This window comes from Streptomyces sp. NPDC040610 (assembly GCF_055594065.1).
Window position 1 is genome coordinate 17,230 of the sequence record NZ_JBVIXA010000022.1, and the last position, 19,426, is coordinate 36,655.

21 protein-coding genes are annotated in these 19,426 nt (G+C 72.6%); 8 read left to right on the forward strand and 13 right to left on the reverse strand.

Annotation, left to right across the window (positions count from 1 at the left end):
* Positions 1–165 precede the first annotated feature (165 nt).
* A complete protein-coding gene (locus tag ACZ6AA_RS39340; RefSeq protein WP_468461976.1) occupies positions 166–1,149 on the reverse strand; it encodes an asparaginase in 984 nt (327 codons plus the stop codon).
* A 218-nt stretch (positions 1,150–1,367) separates the two neighbouring features.
* The gene (locus ACZ6AA_RS39345) at positions 1,368–2,000 is read right to left on the reverse strand and encodes an RsiG family protein (protein WP_468461978.1); all 633 of its coding nucleotides are present in this window, start codon (positions 1,998–2,000) and stop codon (positions 1,368–1,370) included.
* 335 nt (positions 2,001–2,335) lie between these two features.
* Here ACZ6AA_RS39345 and dtd point away from each other — a divergent pair, with 335 nt between their 5' ends.
* Positions 2,336–2,761 (forward strand): D-aminoacyl-tRNA deacylase, encoded by a 426-nt coding sequence (dtd, locus tag ACZ6AA_RS39350; RefSeq protein ID WP_468484000.1) that lies wholly within the window; start codon positions 2,336–2,338, stop codon positions 2,759–2,761.
* Positions 2,762–2,800: 39 nt separating this feature from the next.
* Here the strand turns inward: dtd and ygfZ are convergent, their stop codons facing one another.
* From ygfZ to ACZ6AA_RS39365, 3 genes are read right to left on the reverse strand one after another with little or no spacing between them, the layout of a single operon-like run.
* Positions 2,801–3,766, reverse strand: coding sequence for a CAF17-like 4Fe-4S cluster assembly/insertion protein YgfZ (gene ygfZ, locus ACZ6AA_RS39355; protein ID WP_468461982.1), 966 nt, complete (start codon positions 3,764–3,766; stop codon positions 2,801–2,803).
* 34 nt (positions 3,767–3,800) lie between these two features.
* Positions 3,801–4,277: a Fur family transcriptional regulator gene (locus ACZ6AA_RS39360; RefSeq protein WP_468461984.1), complete on the reverse strand. Its 477-nt coding sequence runs from the start codon at positions 4,275–4,277 to the stop codon at positions 3,801–3,803.
* Positions 4,278–4,293: 16 nt separating this feature from the next.
* On the reverse strand, positions 4,294–4,866 hold the full coding sequence (locus tag ACZ6AA_RS39365) for a heme-binding beta-barrel domain-containing protein (RefSeq protein WP_468461986.1): 573 nt from the start codon (positions 4,864–4,866) through the stop codon (positions 4,294–4,296).
* Positions 4,867–5,106: 240 nt separating this feature from the next.
* On the opposite strand from ACZ6AA_RS39365, the gene ACZ6AA_RS39370 reads away from it, so the two are divergent.
* Entirely contained in the window at positions 5,107–5,364 is a 258-nt protein-coding gene (locus ACZ6AA_RS39370) for a DUF3099 domain-containing protein (protein ID WP_164323439.1), read from the forward strand.
* 62 nt (positions 5,365–5,426) lie between these two features.
* Here the strand turns inward: ACZ6AA_RS39370 and ACZ6AA_RS39375 are convergent, their stop codons facing one another.
* The 7 genes from ACZ6AA_RS39375 to ACZ6AA_RS39405 form a co-directional block, all read right to left on the reverse strand.
* Entirely contained in the window at positions 5,427–5,714 is a 288-nt protein-coding gene (locus ACZ6AA_RS39375) for a DUF1416 domain-containing protein (protein ID WP_030362227.1), read from the reverse strand.
* Between the two features lie 32 nt (positions 5,715–5,746).
* Positions 5,747–6,592 (reverse strand): sulfurtransferase, encoded by an 846-nt coding sequence (locus ACZ6AA_RS39380; RefSeq protein ID WP_468461988.1) that lies wholly within the window; start codon positions 6,590–6,592, stop codon positions 5,747–5,749.
* A 169-nt stretch (positions 6,593–6,761) separates the two neighbouring features.
* A complete protein-coding gene (locus ACZ6AA_RS39385; protein WP_352321565.1) occupies positions 6,762–6,842 on the reverse strand; it encodes a putative leader peptide in 81 nt (26 codons plus the stop codon).
* Between the two features lie 203 nt (positions 6,843–7,045).
* The gene (locus ACZ6AA_RS39390) at positions 7,046–7,798 is read right to left on the reverse strand and encodes an LmeA family phospholipid-binding protein (protein ID WP_468461990.1); all 753 of its coding nucleotides are present in this window, start codon (positions 7,796–7,798) and stop codon (positions 7,046–7,048) included.
* A 129-nt stretch (positions 7,799–7,927) separates the two neighbouring features.
* Positions 7,928–9,184, reverse strand: a complete 1,257-nt coding sequence (locus ACZ6AA_RS39395; protein ID WP_471463283.1) for a hypothetical protein — start codon at positions 9,182–9,184, stop codon at positions 7,928–7,930.
* 10 nt (positions 9,185–9,194) lie between these two features.
* On the reverse strand, positions 9,195–9,449 hold the full coding sequence (locus ACZ6AA_RS39400) for a MoaD/ThiS family protein (protein ID WP_468461994.1): 255 nt from the start codon (positions 9,447–9,449) through the stop codon (positions 9,195–9,197).
* A 20-nt stretch (positions 9,450–9,469) separates the two neighbouring features.
* Positions 9,470–10,315: an alpha/beta hydrolase family protein gene (locus tag ACZ6AA_RS39405; protein ID WP_468461996.1), complete on the reverse strand. Its 846-nt coding sequence runs from the start codon at positions 10,313–10,315 to the stop codon at positions 9,470–9,472.
* 305 nt (positions 10,316–10,620) lie between these two features.
* Between ACZ6AA_RS39405 and ACZ6AA_RS39410 the strand changes: the two genes are divergently transcribed.
* The 6 genes from ACZ6AA_RS39410 (at position 10,621) to abc-f (ending at position 18,014) form a co-directional block, all read left to right on the forward strand.
* The gene (locus ACZ6AA_RS39410) at positions 10,621–11,466 is read left to right on the forward strand and encodes a response regulator transcription factor (protein ID WP_468461998.1); all 846 of its coding nucleotides are present in this window, start codon (positions 10,621–10,623) and stop codon (positions 11,464–11,466) included.
* Positions 11,467–11,489: 23 nt separating this feature from the next.
* Entirely contained in the window at positions 11,490–12,527 is a 1,038-nt protein-coding gene (locus ACZ6AA_RS39415; RefSeq protein ID WP_468462000.1) for a LacI family DNA-binding transcriptional regulator, read from the forward strand.
* A gap of 182 nt (positions 12,528–12,709) precedes the next feature.
* Positions 12,710–13,756, forward strand: a complete 1,047-nt coding sequence (locus tag ACZ6AA_RS39420) for a S1C family serine protease (protein WP_471463285.1) — start codon at positions 12,710–12,712, stop codon at positions 13,754–13,756.
* A gap of 303 nt (positions 13,757–14,059) precedes the next feature.
* Positions 14,060–14,812: a response regulator transcription factor gene (locus ACZ6AA_RS39425; RefSeq protein ID WP_468483995.1), complete on the forward strand. Its 753-nt coding sequence runs from the start codon at positions 14,060–14,062 to the stop codon at positions 14,810–14,812.
* Complete coding sequence (locus tag ACZ6AA_RS39430) at positions 14,809–16,224, forward strand: HAMP domain-containing sensor histidine kinase (RefSeq protein ID WP_468462006.1); 1,416 nt, start codon at positions 14,809–14,811, stop codon at positions 16,222–16,224. Before ACZ6AA_RS39425 ends, ACZ6AA_RS39430 begins: the two co-directional genes overlap by 4 nt.
* A gap of 146 nt (positions 16,225–16,370) precedes the next feature.
* Complete coding sequence (gene abc-f, locus ACZ6AA_RS39435) at positions 16,371–18,014, forward strand: ribosomal protection-like ABC-F family protein (RefSeq protein WP_471463287.1); 1,644 nt, start codon at positions 16,371–16,373, stop codon at positions 18,012–18,014.
* Between the two features lie 191 nt (positions 18,015–18,205).
* Here abc-f and ACZ6AA_RS39440 read toward each other — a convergent pair whose 3' ends face one another.
* Positions 18,206–19,423: an LmeA family phospholipid-binding protein gene (locus ACZ6AA_RS39440; RefSeq protein WP_468462010.1), complete on the reverse strand. Its 1,218-nt coding sequence runs from the start codon at positions 19,421–19,423 to the stop codon at positions 18,206–18,208.
* Positions 19,424–19,426 lie beyond the last annotated feature (3 nt).

A 19,426-nucleotide genomic window follows, 5' to 3' on the forward strand; every position in this document is an offset into this window, starting at 1 on the left:
GGGGGTGTGGAAAGTCGCCAAATGGGGGAAAGGGACCACCAGAACCCCCCAAAAACGCAAGGACGGGGCCAGAAGGGGGGGGGGGGGGGGCCAACGGGGGGGGGAACCACCCCGCCGAACCGTTCAGGAGGGCACGTCCCCGTACGGGACGGCCGCCGCCCGGCCTCAGATCACCGCCCGGATCTCCCCCACCTCACGCCCCGCCCCGAGCAGCGGCGCCCTGCCGATCCGGTCCAGGATCGGGGCGTCGGTGCCGAGCAGGCGCAGGGCGCGGGCCAGGACCGGGCCGAGTACCCGCGTCGAGCCGTCGTCGATCTTGAAGGCGAGGGCCCGGCCGTCGGGAAGCGCGACCGCCTGGACGGCCTCGGCGCCCATCTTCGACAGCGCGCCGGGCACCTCCCGCATCAGCCAGGTGTCGGGGCGCCGGGTACCGGCGACGTACTCGGGGTGGGCCCGCATGGCGTCGGCGACCCGGCGCTCGGGGCTGCCCTCGGGGGCGAGGACGAAGTGCCGGTAGGCGCGGGCGAGGCCGGTCAGGGAGATGGCCATCAGGGGCGCGCCGCAGCCGTCCGTGCCGACGGCGGCGACGGGCTCGCCCGCGGCCGCCTCGATGCCGTCGTGGATCAGGCGCTGGAGGGGGTGCCCGGGGTCGAGATAGCTCTCCTTGGGCCAGCCGTTTAGGGCGCAGACGGCGAGCATCGCGGCGTGCTTGCCGGAGCAGTTCATCGTGACCCGGTCGCGGACGGCTCCCGAGGCCAGATAGGTCTCGGCCTCCTCGGGGTCGAGCGGCAGATCGGCGGGGCACTGCAGCTCGGCGGGGGTCAGCCCGTGCTCGGCCAGCATCTTCAGCACGAGATCCCGGTGGAACGTTTCTCCGGAGTGGCTGGCGGCGGCCAGGGCCAGGCGCTCGCCGGACAGGTCGAGACCGGCCCGCAGCACCGCCGCCGCCTGCATCGGCTTGTTGGTGGAGCGCGGGAAGACGGGGGCCGTCACATCGCCGAGCGCGAGCTGCACATCGCCGTCGGCCCCGAGCAGCACGAGGCTGCCGCGGTGGTGGCCCTCGACGAAGCCCGACCGGACGACCTCGGCGAGGACCGGGGGTATGACGGGGGAACTGGTGACGGCGGACGGCGGCGTCGTCTTCGGCATCTTCGGCCTTCCGGGTGCGGGCGGTGCGACGGACCGCCCACGGGAACGCCGGACCCGAGGATCACGGCGGCCGTACCGGACACGGCGTCCACCACGATCACGGGATCTCGGCGGGCGCCGCGCGCGGACGTCCACCGGGATCACGGCCGACGGCGGCCACCGGGTCCTGCGGGGTCACCGGGCCCGGCGGGGCGGCGGCGCCCACCGGGGCCGGCAGGTCACGCGAGCAGGTCGTCTACTTGTGCTTCTCCTTCACGGTACCTGCGGGCGATCTCCGCACTGCAATCGTCCGTCGTCCGCTGCATCTCCTGACGCCGCCGGGAAACCTGCTGTTCATAACGGACGAGACGGCCCATCGCCGCGTGCAGCTCCTCGTCCGTGCGGGCCACCAGGTCGGACAGCTCCACGTCGGCGAGCATCTCGGCGGCCAGGCGCCGGTACTCCTCGCTGTGCGGGGTGCCGAGCGTCACATGGCGGGCCGACGAGCGGTGCCGGGCCGGGCCGTCCGTGAGGATCTCCGGGAGCCGGTCCACGACCAGCGGCGACTCCGCCCCGGCGGCGGCCTCCGGACCCCGGCCCACCGCGCGCGGGACCCTGCGGCGCGCCGTCTCCGCCCGCAGGATGTCGATACGGCCCTGCAGCAGCCGTCGTACGTAGCTCAGATCCGCCTCGTCCTGCTGTGTGGAGCGGCGCAGCTCGCGCAGCTCCGGCAGGCGCAGGGCGGTCAGGTCGTGCGCGGGCACGTCGGGCAGGACGGGGCTGTCGGTGCGCTGGACCGGGGGGCGCGGGACGTGGGTGCCGCCGATGCCCGCCGCACCGCCCGCGCCGCCCGCCTCGGCGGCCCCGGCCATGCCCACCATCCCCGCTGCTCCCACTGCCCCTGGTGCCCCTGCTGCCCCCACTGTCCCGCCCATGCCCGCTGTCCCGCCCATCCCTGCCGTCCCGCCCGGGTGTCTCGCCCCCGACGGCCATGACGCCCCGGGCGACCATGGCGTGCTGGGCATACTGGGCGTACTGGGTGTGCTCATGTGGCTCTACCGTCCCCTCAGCCGGCGCGGTACACCGCGTGTGAGCATCGTGCCACCCCGAGTGGTCGCTCTGTGCGTGAGTGCCCCCAATCGGCCCCGGATGGGGGGTTCTGGACCGGCGCGCGGACGGCGCGTGCGCGCAGGGCATGATGGGCGCCATGCGTGCGGTGGTGCAGAGGGTGGACGGCGCGAGTGTCGTCGTGGACGGGGAGACGGTCGGGGAGATCGTCGGTGAAGGGCTGTGCGTGCTGGTCGGTGTCACGCACTCCGACACGAAGGAGAAGGCCGGGCAGCTCGCCCGCAAGCTGTGGTCCCTGCGGATCCTCGCGGACGAGAAGTCCTGCTCGGACGTCGGCGCGCCGCTCCTCGTGATCAGCCAGTTCACCCTCTACGGCGACGCGCGCAAGGGCCGCCGCCCCACCTGGAACGCGGCCGCCCCCGGCGATGTGGCCGAGCCGCTCGTCGACGAAGTGGTCTCGCGGCTCCGCGCCCTCGGCGCCACGGTGTCCACGGGCCGCTTCGGAGCCCACATGCGCGTGGGCCTCACGAACGACGGCCCCTTCACCGTCCTCCTGGACATCTGACCCGCTCCACCGTGCCGCCGGGGCGCCCGGGACCCGAGGTCAGGGTTCGACCACCGTTTCCTGGGCGGCGGCCGTCGTGCCGGCCAGGAGTTCCGCGTCGACGGGGACGTTGCGCTTGATGAGGGCGAGGGCGATGGGCCCGAGCTCGTGGTGGCGTACGGACGTGGTGATGAAGCCGAGCTTGCGGCCCTCGGGGCCGTCCGCGGCGAGGTGGAGGGGCGTGCCGTGCACCGGCAGGTGCACCTCGCTGCCGTCGAGGTGGAGGAAGACGAGGCGCCGCGGCGGCTTGCCGAGGTTCTGGACGCGGGCGACGGTCTCCTGCCCGCGGTAGCACCCCTTCTGGAGGTGGACGGCGCTGCCGATCCAGCCCAGCTCGTGCGGAATGGTCCGGTGGTCGGTCTCGAAGGCGAGCCGCGGCCGGTGGTGCTCGACGCGGAGCGCCTCGTAGGCGAGGAGCCCGGCGACGGGTCCGTGCGCCTCGGCGTAGGAGGAGAGGTCCGCGCGCGGCAGGAAGACGTCCCGGCCGTGCGGCGTCTCGCGGACGGCGGCGCCCTCGGGGACGGCCGCGATGGACCCGGCGGGCAGGTGCACCACGGCGATGTCGGCGGTGCGGTCGGCGACCTCGACGCGGTAGAAGAACTTCATGCTCTCCAGGTACGCGATGAGCGCGTCCTGCGTGCCGGGCTCGACGTGCGCCCACATCGTCTCGCCGTCGTCGACGAGGTAGAGGGCGTGCTCGATGTGCCCGTTGGCGGAGAGGATCAGCGCTTCGGTGGCACGGCCCGCCGGGAGGTCGCTGACGTGCTGGGTGAGCAGCAGGTGCAGCCAGCTCAGCCGGTCGGCACCGGTGACGGTGACGACGCCGCGGTGGGAGAGGTCGACGAGTCCGGTGCCGTCGGCGAGGGCACGCTGCTCGCGGAACAGGTCGCCGTAGTGGGCGGCGACACCTTCGTCCACGCCCTCGGCGGGGACGGCGCCGGGCAGCGAAAGCAGGGGGCTCTTCATGTTCACAAAGACTACGACCCGAGGACCGGGGAGCTTATTCCGCGGCTGCCCGGTCGGCCGGTTCCCGATCACCGGAGTCCGCGGCGGCGGCCGCGGCGCACTTCTCGCAGCGCCCGAAGATCGCGAAGTGCTTCATGTCCGTGTCGAACCCGAACATCCCCCGCAGCTTCGCGGTGAACTCGGCGGCCACGTCCAGGTCGGCCTCGATGACGTGCGTACAGTCCCGGCACACCAGGTGGATGTGGTGGTGGCGGTCCGCGAGGTGGTACGTGGGGGCGCCGTGGCCGAGGTGGGCGTGGCTGACCAGGCCCAGCTCCTCCAGGAGCTCCAGGGTGCGGTAGACGGTGGAGATGTTGACCCCCGACGCCGTCTTGCGGACCTCGGAGAGGATGTCGTCGGGGGTCGCGTGCTCCAGTGTGTCCACGGCTTCGAGCACGAGCTGGCGCTGCGGCGTCAGGCGGTATCCGCGCTGCCGCAGGTCGCTCTTCCAGTCGGAGTCGGTGCTGACCACACCGTGAAGTCTAGGCCTACTTGAAGAAAGCGATGCCGTCGTCGGGCAGGTCGCCCAGGTTGCGCGCCATCTCGGCGACGTCCTCGGGCGAGACGACCTTCTTGAGCTGCGCGGACATGTACGGCCGCAGCGGCACCTCGGGGGTCTGCTTCTCGCCGACCCACATCAGGTCGCCCTTCACATAGCCGTAAAGCCGCTTGCCGCCGCTGTACGGGCCGGAGGCGGCGGTGCGGGCGACGGCGTCGGTGGCCAGGTCGATCTGCGGCTTCTGGTCGGCCAGCTCGCCGTACCAGACCTCGACGACGCCGTCCTGGCGGACCATGACGGTCTCGACCTTGCGCTGCTCGTCGATGCGCCAGAAGCCCGACTCGGACTCCAGCGGCTCGACCTTGTTGCCTTCGGCGTCGAGCACCCAGGTGTGCGACTGGTACTCCAGGAAGTCCCGCCCGTCGTGCGAGAAGGAGACTTCCTGGCCGAAATTCGCCTTGGCGGAGCCGGGGAAGTCGGTGACGCCCGCGCCGGCCCAGTTGCCCAGGAGCCAGGCGAGGGGGACGAGGTCGCGGTGCAGGTCGGACGGGATCTCGATCATGGGGTGCTCAGGAGTCTCTCGGTGGGGGGGTGCGGTCAGCGCTGGCCCTGGTACAGCTTCTTCACGGTCAGACCCGCGAAGGCGAGGACGCCGACGCAGACCAGGACAAGGAGAGCGGAGAAGAAGGCCTCAAGCACGGAAGCTCCTTGGTGAGCGGTATGTAGGGCGGTACAGAGCCGCATCCCACTCTAGCCGTGCGCGCCCTGCCCCTCTCTGCGAGGTCGGCCGTACGCTGGACGTATGTACGCGCGAAGGCGCCATGTGTACTTCGCCATGATGGGCACGTGCCTGGCCCTGTTCGTCCTGGCCTGGGGTGTTGTGCGGCTGTGGTCGATTCCGGTCGCCGTCGGGATGTGCGTCGTGGCGATGGTGATCCCCCCGGTGGCCGCCATGGTGGCGAACCGGCGCGGTCCCGAGGACCGCTGGTGGGACGACCCCTCGGGGGACCCGAAGTCCGACGAGTGGTGGGACGAGCTCGACGGCAAGCGCCGCCGCTAGCACGACCGAGGGCCGCACCCCGTGGCGTCCAACCCCTGGGTGCGGCCCCTCGGCCCGCTTGCTCAGACAGCGATCGCGACCTCCGCGAGGCCGCCCGTCTGCGCGACGACCGTGCGGTCCGCCGAGCCGCCGGGCACCAGGGCCCGTACGGTCCACGTGCCCTCGGCCGCGTAGAAGCGGAACTGTCCCGTGGCGGAGGTGGGCACCTCCGCGGTGAACTCGCCGGTCGAGTCCAGCAGGCGGACGTAACCGGTGACGGGCTCGCCGTCGCGGGTCACCTGGCCCTGGATGGTGGTCTCACCGGGCTTGATCGTCGAGGCGTCAGGGCCGCCGGCCTTGGCTCCACACATGGGTACTCCTGGGGATGAGGGAAGGTCGGGGCTTACTTGTTGGCGCCGAGCTCGATCGGCACGCCCACGAGGGAGCCGTACTCGGTCCAGGAGCCGTCGTAGTTCTTGACGTTCTCCTGGCCGAGCAGCTCGTGCAGGACGAACCAGGTCAGGGCGGAGCGCTCGCCGATGCGGCAGTACGCGATGGTGTCCTTCGCGAGGTCGACCTGCTCGTCCTCGTAGAGGGCCTTCAGCTCGTCGTCGGACTTGAAGGTGCCGTCGTCGTTGGCGTTCTTCGACCACGGGATGTTGCGGGCGCTCGGCACGTGGCCGGGGCGCTGCGACTGCTCCTGCGGGAGGTGGGCCGGGGCGAGCAGCTTGCCGGAGAACTCGTCGGGCGAGCGGACATCGACGAGGTTCTTCGAGCCGATCGCGGCGACGACGTCGTCACGGAAGGCGCGGATCGAGGTGTCCTGGGCCTTGGCCCGGTACGACGTGGCGGCGCGCTGCGGCACCTGCGCTCCGTCGACCAGGTCGCGGGAGTCCAGCTCCCACTTCTTGCGGCCGCCGTCGAGGAGCTTCACGTCCTGGTGGCCGTAGAGCTTGAAGTACCAGAAGGCGTAGGAGGCGAACCAGTTGTTGTTGCCGCCGTAGAGGACGACGGTGGAGTCGTTCGCGATGCCCTTGGCGGAGAGCAGCTTCTCGAAGCCCTCCTGGTCGATGAAGTCGCGGCGGACCGGGTCCTGGAGGTCCTTGGTCCAGTCGATCCGGATCGCGTTCTTGATGTGGTTCTTGTCGTACGCCGAGGTGTCCTCGTCCACCTCGACGATCACGACCTTCGGGTCGTCGATGTGGGCCTCGACCCAGTCGGCGTCTACCAGGACGTCGCTGCGGCTCATGCTGTTCTCCTCCGGGGCAGTTCGGGGCAGTTGCGGCGGGGATGACACGGGTTGCGCGGGGAAGTGCGCGTATGGGTACGCGGGGAGGCGCCGGTCATACGGCACGGGTGGCGCTGGTGACCGTGAGGGGGTCAACAGGCCCGGGGAACACCGGAGTTCAGGGTCCGGTTCAGAGAGTGCGACAGAGCATGGCGGCGACGCGGCACAGGTCCACTGCCCGCCGCTTCGTGAGGTCCGCCTGTCGGTGCATGCGTCCGATCGTAGGGACGCAGGGGTGGCCGTGTCACCGGCGTGTCGGATACTGAGACGTTTTCGTCCAGGATGTGGTCAGGTGAATACTTTCCGGCCGGTCGCCGGGGTCCGCCGGGCCCCGGACGCACCGAGGGCGCCCGCCCACCATCTGAGGGACGGACGCCCGCGTCTCGTACTACGGACAACTACCGGGGCGGCGGCTCAGGACACCAGGTCCACGTTCTCGCCCTTCACGGCCACGTCCACGCCGTCGGGGGCCGCCTGCACGGTGTCGAGCTTGATGCCGCCCGGCAGGTCGGTGACCTTCTCCTCGAAGTCGGTGATGTCACGGGCGATGCCCTCGGGCAGCGGGATCTTCACGCCGAGCACTTCGAGACTGTCCGGGATCGTGTCGGCGTGCACCTTGATCGTGTCGCCCTCGACGCTCAGGGAGCTGAGCACGTGCACGGGCTTGGGGAGCTTCGTGCCGCCCTTGCTGACCTCGACCTCGACCTTGACCTTGCCGTCGCCGCCGTCGGAGAGGCCGACGACCTCGCCGGTGGCGCCGAGCGGCAGCTTCACCGGCTCGGCCTTGGCGGCCTTCAGGAGCTCGTCGTAGGAGATCCGGGCGACGCCCGCGGCGGAGTCGGCGGTGGCGGAGCTGTAGTCGCTGGAGAAGTCGAGGCCGTGCGCGGTGGCGTTGAGGTTCGCGATGCGGATCGTGTCGCCGTCGGACTTGGCGTCGTAGTCCTTGATGCCGATCTCGACGTCGTCGAGCTTGCCGCCGAGGGCCTGGGTGAGGAACGGGAAGCCCTTGATGGACACGTCGGGCGTGCTGCTCAGGCCCTCCTGGGCCTTGATCTTCTCCGCCGCCTCGCTCTCCGCGAAGGACACCGCGAACCGGTCGGCGGCGACGAAGAGGCCCCCGAGGACCACCACGACGATCAGAAGAATGCGTATCGCGCGCTTGCTCATGCCTGCTGTTCCCCGTCCCCCGCCTCGGCTGTTCCGTTGCCGCGAGCCTAAAGGACGGATCCCCGGCCGCTGTGCCCGGCCGGGGACCTGTCGATCGACTGTGACGCTGCGGGCAGCTCCCGCACGGACTCAGCCGAGGGCGCGCCCCAGCAGGTACACGGCGGGCGCGGCGGCCGCGAGCGGCAGGGCGACACCGGCCGTGAAGTGCACGAACCGCGACGGGTAGTCGTAGGAGGCGACCCGGTGCCCGATCACGGCGCAGACGCCCGCGGCGAGCCCGAGCAGGGCGCCCTCGCTGCCGCCCGCGCCGGAGGCGCCGTCGAACAGGGTGGTGGCCCCGCCGACCGCGATGCCCGCTCCGGCCGCCGCGAGCAGCGCCACGACCACCGACGCGGGCGTCGGCAGCGGCAGCGCGCGGGCCAGCACGGCCGCGGCGACGGCGACCCCGCCGACGGTCGCGGCGTCGTCCACGGCGGCCAGGTGCCCGGCCGCGATGATCGCGAGCGCGCTGGAGGCGAGGGTGGCCATGAGCCCGGCCATCCGCTCGTCGGCACCGGCGCGGCTGCGCAGCTGCAGCACCAGGACGAGCAGCACCCACACGCCGAGGGTGCCGAGGATCGCGGCCGGGGCGTTGCCCTCGCCGGTGGCGAGCAGCGCGACGTCGGCGGCGACACCGCCGAGGAACGCGAGCGCGATGCCCTGCCGGGCGGGCCACATCCCGTTCAGCCGGAACCATCCGGCGGCCGTCACACCCTGCAGGATCACCAGCGGTACGAGCAGCCCGTACTGCCCCGCCGCGGCGCCCCCGGCGAGCAGCAGCCCGAGCAGCGCCGTGAGCAGCGCGGGCTGCATCCCCGGCTCTATGATCGGCGACCGCCCTTCGGCCCTGGCCCGCTGGGCGTCGGTGATGCGGGGGTTGCCGGTGACGGTGGCGGGGCCGTACCCGGCGGCGTCGGGGCCGGCTTCGGGCTCGTCCACGGGGGCGTGCCCGGCCGCGGGCACAGCCCCGGTGCCGGGCTCCTGCTGGTGCGACCCCGGGTAGTCCGGCCCGGGCGCCTGCGCCTGGTACGCATGCGGCGGCTCCGCGTAGGCCTGCGGCGGCAGGTACGCGGTCTCGGTCACGTCGACGGCGGGCAGCGGGGCCGACACCTGGGTCTCCCAGGTCTGCCCCTCCCACTGCTGCGTGGCGTACTGCTGCTGCGCGTAGGGCTCCTGATACCCCCACTCGCCCTGCCCCTGCGGATACCCCTGCTGGGCGGCGGGCGCCTGCGGGTACTGCCCGTACTGCGGGTCGTACGGCTGCTGGCCCTGGTACTGCTGGGGCTGGGCCTGCGGGTGCGGCTGCTGTGGGTACTGCTGATAAGGGTCGTACGGTTCGTTGCTCATCGCGTACGGGTCATCCTCCTGCGAACGGCGGGAGCACCTCGACCGTGCCGCCCTCGGCAAGCCGTACCGTCTCATGGGCGCGGGTACCGACGGGGTCGCCGTCGATGAGGAACGAGCAGCGCCGCAGCACGCGGTCGAGTTCTCCGGGGTGTCGCGCACGGGCCGCGCTGAGCGCCTCGGCCAGCGTGGCCTCGGCGTACGGCTCCTCGGCGATCCCCGCGGCGGCCTTGGCGGCGGCCCAGTACCGAATCGTCCCGGATGCCATGCCCCCTCCTTTCGCTCAAGTCACTCGGCGGTTGCCGACGTCCATGATGCCGTGGCCCAGGCGCCGATCCGCCCAAGGAGTTCGTCGTCCGCCGCGTGCTCCGCGTGCCCCATGCCGGGTTCCAGCCACAGCTCGGCCGCCCCGCCCGCGGCGGCGGCCAGCATCCGGGGGTGGTCGACGGGGAAGTACGGGTCCTGGTCGCCGTGCACGATCAGGAGCGGGGTCGGGGCGATGAGCGGCACGGACTCCGTCGGCGAGGGCGGGACGGGGTCCCACTCGTGCGGGTGGATCCGGGTGCGCAGACCGAGCCGCCCGACGAGCCGCCCCGCCCGCCGCGTCACCACCCAGTGCAGCCGCCGCATCGGCGCCGTACCCCGGTAGAACCACCGGGCCGGTGCGCTGACCGACACGACCGCGTCGACGCGCGCTTCCGTGCGCCCCCCGTGCAGCGCGGCGTGCCGCAGCACCACGGAGCCGCCCATGGAGAAACCGACCGTGACCACGCGCGTGTGCCCGAGCGAGCGCGCCCACGCCACGGCCGCCGCGAGGTCGAGCACCTCGCGGTCGCCGACCGTGGAGCGCCCACCGGACCCGCCGTGCCCCCGGAACGAGAACGTGATCACGGCCGCACGCTGCGCGAACACCCTCGCGGCCCGGCGCACGTGCGGCCGCCCGAGATCCCCCGAGAAGCCGTGCGCGAGCACGATCGCGGGCCCGCCGACCGGCCCGGGACCGGGGTCGTACGCGGCTTCGATGCGCACCCCGTCCGCGGTAAGAAGCGTGGAACGCGACGTGGCGCGCGGTTGAACGCGAGTGATCGGCCGCACAGAAGATCGCGCCGATTGACCTGCCGGACCGGAACTCATGTGGGCTATTCTGCTGCGCAGAGGATCCGGGCAGCGCAGCCCCCGGGTCCTTTCGTGCTTTCCGGCGGACTCGCGCACGAGGCTCACCAAGGCCCCGTAAACGAAGCCTCAAGAACGGCGCGCACGGCCGCTTCCCAGGGCGCGGGAGGTGTATCAACCGTACGAAGCAGTGTCATACGAGAGCCATACGTACGAAGCAGTGCCATACGTCCTCGCAGGGACCGAGGAGGAACCGACGTAATGGGCGAGCGAAACGTGCACGACAGTCAGAAGAACCGGCGGACGACCCAGGCAGGTGGGCCGCGATGAGTTCTCTGCTGCTCCTGACCAACGCCCTCCAGCCGTCGACGGAGGTGCTTCCCGCCCTCGGCCTGCTCCTTCACCAGGTGCGGGTCGCCCCCGCCGAGGGCCCGGCGCTCGTCGACACCCCCGGTGCCGACGTCATCCTGATCGACGGGCGGCGCGACCTGCCCCAGGTCCGCAGCCTCTGCCAGCTCCTGCGCTCCACCGGACCCGGCTGTCCGCTGATCCTCGTCGTCACCGAGGGCGGCCTCGCCGCCGTCACCGCGGACTGGGGCATCGACGACGTGCTCCTGGACACGGCGGGCCCCGCCGAGGTCGAGGCGCGCCTGCGCCTGGCCATGGGCCGCCAGCAGATCACCGCCGACGACTCCCCCATGGAGATCAGGGGCGGCGACCTGTCCGTGGACGAGGCGACGTACAGCGCGAAGCTGAAGGGCCGGGTCCTCGACCTGACCTTCAAGGAGTTCGAGCTGATCAAGTACCTCGCGCAGCACCCGGGCCGGGTCTTCACCCGCGCCCAGCTGCTTCAGGAGGTCTGGGGCTACGACTACTTCGGCGGTACGCGGACGGTCGACGTGCACGTACGCCGGCTGCGGGCCAAGCTCGGCGTCGAGCACGAGTCGCTGATCGGCACCGTGCGCAACGTCGGCTACCGCTTCGTCGTCCCCGAGAAGCCCGAGCGGTCCGAGAAGGCGGCGCGGGACAGCGCGGAGAAGGCCGAGCGGACGGCGCGCACGGGCGACTCCGACGGCGCCGGGGCGGGCGCCGCGAAGCCCGCCGCGGGGCGGGCGCCGCAGGCAGCCGCCGAACGGGCGAAGGAAGCCGTCGCACGCCCTGCTCAGGGTTGAGTCCATCCGCGTAGACTGCGCGCGTGGCCAAGGTGACGCGGGACGATGTGGCGCGACTGGCGGGTACTTCGACCGCGGTCGTGAGCTACGTCATCAACAACGGACCCCGGCCGGTCGCCCCGGCCACGCGCGAGCGCGTACTCGCCGCGATCAAGGAGCTGGGCTACCGCCCGGACCGGGTCGCCCAGGCCATGGCGTCCCGGCGCACGGACCTCATAGGCATGATCGTGCCGGACGCGCGGCAGCCGTTCTTCGCGGAGATGACCCACGCCGTCGAGCAGGCCGCGTCCGAGCGCGGAAAAATGGTGCTCGTCGGCAACTCCGACTACGTCGAAGAACGTGAGACGCACTATCTGCGCGCCTTCCTCGGCATGCGGGTCTCCGGACTGATCCTCGTCAGCCACGGCCTGACCGACCAGGCCGCCGCCGAGATCGACGCCTGGGACGCGCGCGTGGTGCTCCTGCACGAGCGGCCCGAGGCCATCGACGACGTCGCCGTCGTCACGGACGACGTGGGCGGCGCCCAGCTCGCCACCCGGCACCTGCTCGAACACGGGCACGCGTACGTGGCCTGCGTCGGCGGCACCGCCGAGACCCCGACCGTCGGCGACCCCGTCTCCGACCACGTCGAGGGCTGGCGGCGCGCCATGCGCGAGGCCGGTCTCCCGGTCGAGGGCCGCCTCTTCGAGGCCCCCTACAACCGCTACGACGCCTACCAGCTCGCCCTCGGCTTCCTCTCCCGCCCCGACCGCCCCACCGCGATCTTCTGCTCCACGGACGACCAGGCCATCGGCATCCTGCGGGCCGCCCGCGAGCTGCGCATCGACGTGCCCGGCGAGCTGGCCGTCGCCGGATTCGACGACGTCAAGGAGGCCGGGCTCACCGACCCGCCCCTCACCACCGTCGCCTCCGACCGCCCGGCGATGGCCCGCGCGGCGGTCGACCTGGTCCTCGACGACGGGCTGCGGGTGGCCGGGTCGCGGCGGGAGCGGCTGAAGGTGTTTCCTTCGCGGCTTGTGGTGCGGCAGTCGTGCGGGTGTGAGGCTGCGGCCGGGGCTTAGCTGCGGCTGGTCCCTGAGGGGGCGCGCGGCGGTTTCGCAGGGGTACGCACGGCGATTTCGTGGGCGTGCGCGGCGTCTTCGTGGCGTGGGTGCGGCTTCTTTATATCGGGCAAACGCGGTTCTGTCGGGGTTCTCAGGGCGTCCTCAGAGGGCTCTCATGTGGTGGGAACACGATCGGAGACATGACAGAACCCTTCCGCCAGAGCGATGAGAACCCGTCCGGCCCGCACCCGCAGGCCCCCTCGGCCCCGCACGCCTCAGCGGCCCCGCAGCAGCCCGGCTATCCGCCGCTGCCCGGCTTCGAGCCCACCCCGGCCGGGCCCGCCCACTCCGGCCGTCGGCGGGCCCGCGGCCCCGTCGCCCTCCTCGCCGCCGTCGCCCTCGCCGCCGCGGCCGTCGGTGGTGGTACCGCGTACGCCTTCCAGACGCTGACCGGTGACGACAGCGGCAGCGGGGGTGCGCGGAACATCAACGGGACCAGCGTCTCCGCCGGCAGCAAGGGCACCGTCGCCGGGGTCGCCGCCGCCGTCTCCCCCAGCATCGTCGAGATCAACGCCACCACCGGGTCCGGCAAGTCCACCGGGTCCGGCGTGATCATCACCTCCGGCGGCGAGATCGTCACCAACAACCACGTCATCTCCGGCGCCACCGACATCACCGTCCGGACCAGCGACGGCAAGACCTACAAGGCCAGGACCGTCGGCACCGACAGCAAGAAGGACCTCGCGCTGATCAAGCTGGAGGGGGCGTCCGGGCTGAAGGCCGCGAACCTCGGTGACTCCGACGACGTACAGGTCGGGCAGGAAGTCGTCGCCATCGGCTCGCCCGAGGGGCTGACCGGGACCGTCACCAGCGGCATCGTCTCCGCGCTCGACCGGGACGTGACCGTCTCCGCCGATCCCGGGCGGGGGCAGGGGCAGGGCCAGGGGCCCGGGGAGGGGTGGCCGTTCGAGTTCGGTGGGGAGCAGTTCAACGGGGACACGGGGTCTTCGAAGACGACGTACAAGGCGTTGCAGACCGACGCGTCGCTCAACCCCGGGAACTCCGGGGGTGCGCTCATCGACATGGACGGGAACATCGTCGGGATCAACTCGGCCATGTACTCGGCGGGTTCCGGGTCGGGGGCCGGTGGGGGGTCCGAGTCGGGGAGCGTGGGGCTTGGATTCGCCATCCCCATCAACACGGTCAAGGCCGACCTGGGGAAGCTGCGGGCCGGGGCGGACGGGTGAGCCCTGGCGGGGCTTTCCCCAATCCCGCCCCTTCCCGAAACCGGGGCTCCGCCCCGGACCCCGTATCGGCGCTCCGCGCCTCGTCCTCAAACGCCGGACGGGCTAAAACTTTGCCGGGGCGGGCTGGAAGCCGGCTGCGCCGGCGAGATTTTCAGCCCCTCCGGCGTTTGAGGAGCGGGGTCTGGGGCGGAGCCCCAGGATCGGGAAGGGGCGGGGTTGGGGAATGCCCCGCAGGGCCCACCCCCACCCCCATGCGACGCTGATACCGACCCCGTCCACACCCACGAGAAGGCCGACCCCCCCATGACCCCCGCCGAAGGCGATTCGCACCCCCAGCAGCGCATCCTGATCGTGGACGACGAGCCGGCCGTGCGCGAGGCCCTGCAGCGCAGCCTCGCGTTCGAGGGCTACGGCACGGAGGTCGCCGTGGACGGCGCCGACGCGCTGGAGAAGGCCGCGGCCTACCGCCCCGACCTGGTCGTACTGGACATCCAGATGCCCCGGATGGACGGCCTGACGGCCGCGCGCAGGCTGCGGTCGGCCGGTTCGACGACACCGATCCTGATGCTGACCGCGCGGGACACGGTCGGCGACCGGGTGACGGGCCTGGACGCGGGGGCGGACGACTACCTGGTCAAGCCGTTCGAGCTGGACGAGCTGTTCGCGCGGATCCGCGCCCTGCTGCGCCGCAGCACCTACGCGACGGCGTCGGACCGGACCGCGGCGGAGGACGAGGGCCTGACCTTCGCCGACCTCCGCATGGACCTGGCGACCCGCGAGGTCACGCGCGGCTCGCGCACGGTGGAGCTGACCCGTACGGAGTTCACGCTCCTGGAGATGTTCCTGGCACACCCCCGCCAGGTCCTGACGCGCGAGCAGATCCTGAAGGCGGTGTGGGGCTTCGACTTCGAGCCGTCCTCCAACTCCCTCGATGTGTACGTGATGTATCTGCGGCGGAAGACGGAGGCGGGCGGCGAGCCGCGTCTCGTGCACACGGTGCGGGGCGTGGGGTACGTGCTGCGCGCCGACGCCTCGGGATCCGGCGGCGGCGTGTGAACCGGTTCGTCCGCCGCTTCCGCGCACTCCCGCTGCGCTCCCGGCTCGCCCTGCTCGTCGCGACGGCGGTCGCGGTGGCGGTCGCGGCGGCCGCGGTGGCGTGCTGGTTCGTCGTACGGAACGTGCTGGTCAGCTCGTTGGACGACGCGCTGCGGAGCAATCGCCCGCTGGACTCCGACGTCATCCAGCAGGTCAACACCAGGAGCGGGGAGTGTCTGCGCACCTTCCCGAACAACCCGGACCTGTACAAGCAGACCATCCAGGTCGTCGCCTCGGACGGCACCAGCTGCGTCATCATGGGGCGGCAGCGGATCGACATCAGCGGGTCCGACATCGACGTCGCCCGCCAGGAGTCGCCGCAGACCTACCACGACACCCACGCGGCCAACGGCGTCAAGTACCGGGTCTTCACCTACCCCTTGCAGGGCACGTCCCTCGCCGTCTCCGTGGCCCGCCCCCTCGACGAGGTCAACGACACCCTCAACAACCTCGTCCTCGTCCTCTCCCTCGTCGCCGGTGTGGGCGTCCTCGGCGCGGGCGCCGCCGGGCTCTGGGTGGCCCGCACCGGCCTGCGCCCCGTCGACGAACTCACCGCCGCCGTCGAGCACGTCGCCCGCACCGAGGACCTGAACCTGCGGCTGCCCGCCGACGACGACAGCGACGACGAGATCGCCCGGCTCTCCCGGTCCTTCAACGCGATGACCTCCGCCCTGGCCTCGTCCCGCGACCTCCAGCAGCAGCTCATCGCCGACGCGGGACACGAGCTGCGGACGCCGCTCACCTCGCTGCGCACCAACATCGAACTGCTCGCCCGCAGCGAGGAGACCGGGCGGGCCATCCCGCCCGACGACCGCCGTGCCCTCCTCGCCTCCGTCAAGGCCCAGATGACCGAGCTGGCCGCGCTCATCGGCGACCTCCAGGAGCTGTCCCGTCCCGACGCGGCCCAGGGCGGCGGCAAGGTGCAGGTGGTCGCCCTGCACGAGATCGTGGACGCGGCCCTGGAGCGGGCCCGGCTGCGCGGCCCCGAGCTGACCTTCGAGGCCGACCTCACCCCGTGGTTCGTACGCGCTGAGCCCGCGGCCCTGGAGCGGGCCATCGTGAACGTCCTCGACAACGCGGTGAAGTTCGGCCCCGCGGGCACGGCCATCGAAGTCGGGCTCAAGAGCGGCGAGTTGACGGTACGTGACCACGGGCCCGGCATCCCCGCCGACGAGCTGCCGTACGTCTTCGACCGCTTCTGGCGCTCCCCCACCGCCCGCAGCCTGCCGGGCTCCGGGCTCGGCCTGTCCATCGTGGCGCGGACCGTGCGGCAGGCGGGCGGCGAGGTCGCGCTCGGGCCCGCGGACGGTGGCGGCACGGTGGCCAGGGTGCGGCTGCCGGGGGCGGGGACGCCGCCGCCCGCGGCGCCGTGAGGAGCGGTCCCTCGAAGGGCATCCCCCACTGACGAGACGCTGCGTCTTGCGTTACCGCGAGGCGGGGGCTATGGTGGGCGCATCGCGAAACGAGACGAGACGTCTCGCCTCGCATGATCCACTGTCGCCTGCGAAAGAAGCCCCACTTGTTCCGTGCCCCAGCAGCACCCGCCACCTCCGCCACCCCCCTCTCCCAGCTCACCCTCACCGACGTCACCAAGCGCTACGCCGACCACCTCGTCCTCGATCGCGTCCGGCTCACCGTCCGGCCCGGCGAGAAGGCCGGTGTCATCGGGGACAACGGCTCGGGCAAGTCCACGCTGCTGCGGCTGCTCGCCGGGCGGGAGCGGGCCGACAACGGCACCGTCACCGTCGTCGCCCCGGGCGGCACCGGGCACCTCGCCCAGACCCTTGACCTGCCGGACTCCGCACGCGTCGGCGACGCCGTCGACCTCGCGCTCGCCGAACTGCGGTCCCTGGAGCGCCGCATCCAGGCCGCGGGCGCGGACCTGGACGGCGCCGCCCCGGCCGCGTACGACGCCTACGCCGCGCTCGTCGCCCGCTTCGAGGCGCGCGGCGGCTACGGCGCCGACCGGCGCGTCGACATCGCACTGCGGCACCTCGGCGAGCACACCGGCCTCGACCGCTCGCGGCGCCTCGGCACGCTCTCCGGCGGGCAGCGCTCCCGGCTCGCCCTGGCCGCGACCCTCGCCGCCGCCCCCGAACTGCTGCTGCTCGACGAGCCGACCAACGACCTCGACGACGAGGCCGTGGCCTGGCTGGAGGAGCGGCTGCGCGCCCACCGCGGCACCCTCGTCGCCGTCACCCACGACCGGACCTTCCTGGACCGCGTCACCGACACCATCCTGGAGGTCGACCATGTCACCCGATCCGTGCGCCGCTACGGCGACGGGTACGCGGGCTATCTGACCGCCAAGGCCGCCGAACGCGCCCGCCAGGAACGGGAGTACGAGGAGTGGCGCGCCGAGGTGGCCCGCCAGTCCCGGCTCGCCGACTCCGGCATCGGACGCCTCGACGCGATCCCCCGCAAGGCCCCCGCGGCCTTCAGCGGCGCGGGCGCCTTCCGCGCCCGGTCACGGGCGCACGGCGCGATGAGCCGCATCCGCAACGCCCGCGAACGCCTCGGCCGTCTGACGGAGAACCCGGTGTCCGCGCCGCCCCAGCCCCTTCGGTTCGACGCGGGCATCGCGGGGACGGCCGACGGCGCGGTCGAGGTGGCCGACCTGCGGGTGCCGGGGCGGCTCGCCCTGGACTCCCTGCGCGTCCCGGCCGGCGGGCGGCTGCTCGTGACCGGGCCCAACGGCGCGGGCAAGTCCACGCTGCTGCGGGTCCTCGCGGGCGAGGTCGAGCCCGGGCCGGGCGCCAGCGTGCGACGGCCCGCCCGGGTCGGGCTGCTGCGGCAGGTCGCGGCGCCCTTGTCCCCCGCGGAGGACGCACGTTCACTGCTCGCCGCCTTCGGCGAGGACCGGGGCGATGAGCTGCTCGCGCTCGGCCTGTTCCGGGAGGCGGACCTGCGCCGCCCGGTCGGCACCCTGTCCACGGGCCAGCGCCGCCGCCTCGAACTGGCCCGCCTGGTCACACGCCCGTACGACCTGCTCCTCCTGGACGAGCCGACGAACCACGTCTCGCCCGCCCTGGTGGAGGACCTGGAGGCGGCACTCGCGACGTACGAGGGGACGCTGATCGTGGTGACACACGACAGGCGACTCCGGGCGGGTTACCGGGGCCCGACCCTGCACCTTCCGGGCCAACCAGCAGCAACTGTCTAGCCCGTCCGGCATTTGAGGACGAGGCGCGGAGCGCCGATCCGGCGGAGGCCCGTCCCACCCGCACGGGACACCCACCCTCTTTCAGCCCGTCCGGCGTTTGAGGACGAGGCGCGGAGCGCCGATCAGCGGGGGTCCGGGGGCGCAGCCCCCGGGTTCGGGAAGGGGTGGGACTGGGGAATGCCCCGCAGGGCCTACGTCCCGAACCCGATCCCGTAGCCCTCGACCCCCACCCGGATCCCGTCCTTCTCCACCTTCACGCCCTGGAGCCGCATGGCACCCTCCCCCGGCAGCCTCGGCAGTTGGAAGGACAGGGACAGGCGGTCGACGAGGACGGGCCGGGTGAGGTCGTCCAGGCCCTTGAGCAGGGCGGGGTCGAGCCCGAGCCGCTTCAGGAGGGCGGGGTGCCCAGCCGCCACATCGATCAGGTTCAACCGCATCACGTCGTCGACGAACTCCGGCGACCCGGTGACGTCGTTGAGCTTGGCGTCGCTGCGCAGAGCCTTCCGCACGGCGTCGTCCGGCACCCCCAGCCGCCGGGCGATCTCGGGCACCGCGAGCAGGGCCTTGGCCTGGGACGACTCGTCGGCCACGCGGCGGGCGCCCGTGCGGCTGAGGTGCAGCCCCTCGGACTCCCGCGCGCCGGGCCGGTAGGTCGCCATGTCACCGATGTCGAGACGCATCCGGTCGATGTCGGTGGCGACACCGCGCTCGCCGTTGCGCTCGATGCGGGCGTCGGCGCGGACCTTCAGGTCGTGCCCGGCGACGGGCAGGGTGCCGCGGGCGTACACCTTGTCGCGGCCGTGACCGGTGAAGGTGACCTGGGAGGCGCCCAGTTCACGGTTGAGGTCGTCGAAGGAGAGGAGCACCTCGCCGCGCATGCGGCCGATGACGGCGCCGGTCAGGGAGGTGGGGCCGTCGCCCTTCATGGTCACGTCGGTGGCGGTCGCGGAGACCTTCGCGAGGGAGACCCGGTCGGCGGCGACGTCGGGGACGGTCACCTTCACCTCGTCCAGGCGCTGGTCGAAGACCTGGGTGAGGAAGGGGAAGCCCTCGATGTCGACTTCGGGGGCCGCGCTCAGGTCCAGCTGGTCCTTGAGCTTGTCGGCGGCCTCGTGCTCGGCGTAGAGCAGGGCCCAGCGGTCGGCGAGGACCAGGAACGCGGCGGCGACGGCGAGGGCGACGACGGCCTTCGCGGCCAGCGGGAGCCCGGCGAACCGGTTGCGGCGCCGACGGCTGCCGCGCCGGTGGTTGGGCGGCTGCCAGGGAGCGTCGGCGGCGTTCTCGTCGTCGGGGTCCTCCCGGAGGAAGTCCTCCAGGGGGCCGGGCGCGAGGGCGCCGAGCTCTTCGTACGGATTGTGGGGGGATGTCTCTTCGTGCGGTTCGGCGTGGGACGGATCAGAAACGGCCATGCG

Bases quoted from the DNA above. Each gene is read 5' to 3' on its own strand.
- ACZ6AA_RS39395 (WP_471463283.1), bottom strand. From the start codon at position 9,184: ATGAGCAACGAACCGTACGACCCTTATCAGCAGTACCCACAGCAGCCG.
- ACZ6AA_RS39370 (WP_164323439.1), top strand. From the start codon at position 5,107: ATGTACGCGCGAAGGCGCCATGTGTACTTCGCCATGATGGGCACGTGC.
- ACZ6AA_RS39410 (WP_468461998.1), top strand. From the start codon at position 10,621: ATGAGTTCTCTGCTGCTCCTGACCAACGCCCTCCAGCCGTCGACGGAG.
- ACZ6AA_RS39405 (WP_468461996.1), bottom strand. From the start codon at position 10,315: ATGAGTTCCGGTCCGGCAGGTCAATCGGCGCGATCTTCTGTGCGGCCG.
- ACZ6AA_RS39440 (WP_468462010.1), bottom strand. From the start codon at position 19,423: ATGGCCGTTTCTGATCCGTCCCACGCCGAACCGCACGAAGAGACATCC.
- ACZ6AA_RS39340 (WP_468461976.1), bottom strand. From the start codon at position 1,149: ATGCCGAAGACGACGCCGCCGTCCGCCGTCACCAGTTCCCCCGTCATA.
- ACZ6AA_RS39420 (WP_471463285.1), top strand. From the start codon at position 12,710: ATGACAGAACCCTTCCGCCAGAGCGATGAGAACCCGTCCGGCCCGCAC.
- ACZ6AA_RS39380 (WP_468461988.1), bottom strand. From the start codon at position 6,592: ATGAGCCGCAGCGACGTCCTGGTAGACGCCGACTGGGTCGAGGCCCAC.
- ACZ6AA_RS39425 (WP_468483995.1), top strand. From the start codon at position 14,060: ATGACCCCCGCCGAAGGCGATTCGCACCCCCAGCAGCGCATCCTGATC.
- ACZ6AA_RS39385 (WP_352321565.1), bottom strand. From the start codon at position 6,842: ATGCACCGACAGGCGGACCTCACGAAGCGGCGGGCAGTGGACCTGTGC.
- ygfZ (WP_468461982.1), bottom strand. From the start codon at position 3,766: ATGAAGAGCCCCCTGCTTTCGCTGCCCGGCGCCGTCCCCGCCGAGGGC.
- dtd (WP_468484000.1), top strand. From the start codon at position 2,336: ATGCGTGCGGTGGTGCAGAGGGTGGACGGCGCGAGTGTCGTCGTGGAC.
- ACZ6AA_RS39365 (WP_468461986.1), bottom strand. From the start codon at position 4,866: ATGATCGAGATCCCGTCCGACCTGCACCGCGACCTCGTCCCCCTCGCC.
- ACZ6AA_RS39375 (WP_030362227.1), bottom strand. From the start codon at position 5,714: ATGTGTGGAGCCAAGGCCGGCGGCCCTGACGCCTCGACGATCAAGCCC.
- ACZ6AA_RS39390 (WP_468461990.1), bottom strand. From the start codon at position 7,798: ATGAGCAAGCGCGCGATACGCATTCTTCTGATCGTCGTGGTGGTCCTC.
- ACZ6AA_RS39345 (WP_468461978.1), bottom strand. From the start codon at position 2,000: ATGGCCGGGGCCGCCGAGGCGGGCGGCGCGGGCGGTGCGGCGGGCATC.
- ACZ6AA_RS39400 (WP_468461994.1), bottom strand. From the start codon at position 9,449: ATGGCATCCGGGACGATTCGGTACTGGGCCGCCGCCAAGGCCGCCGCG.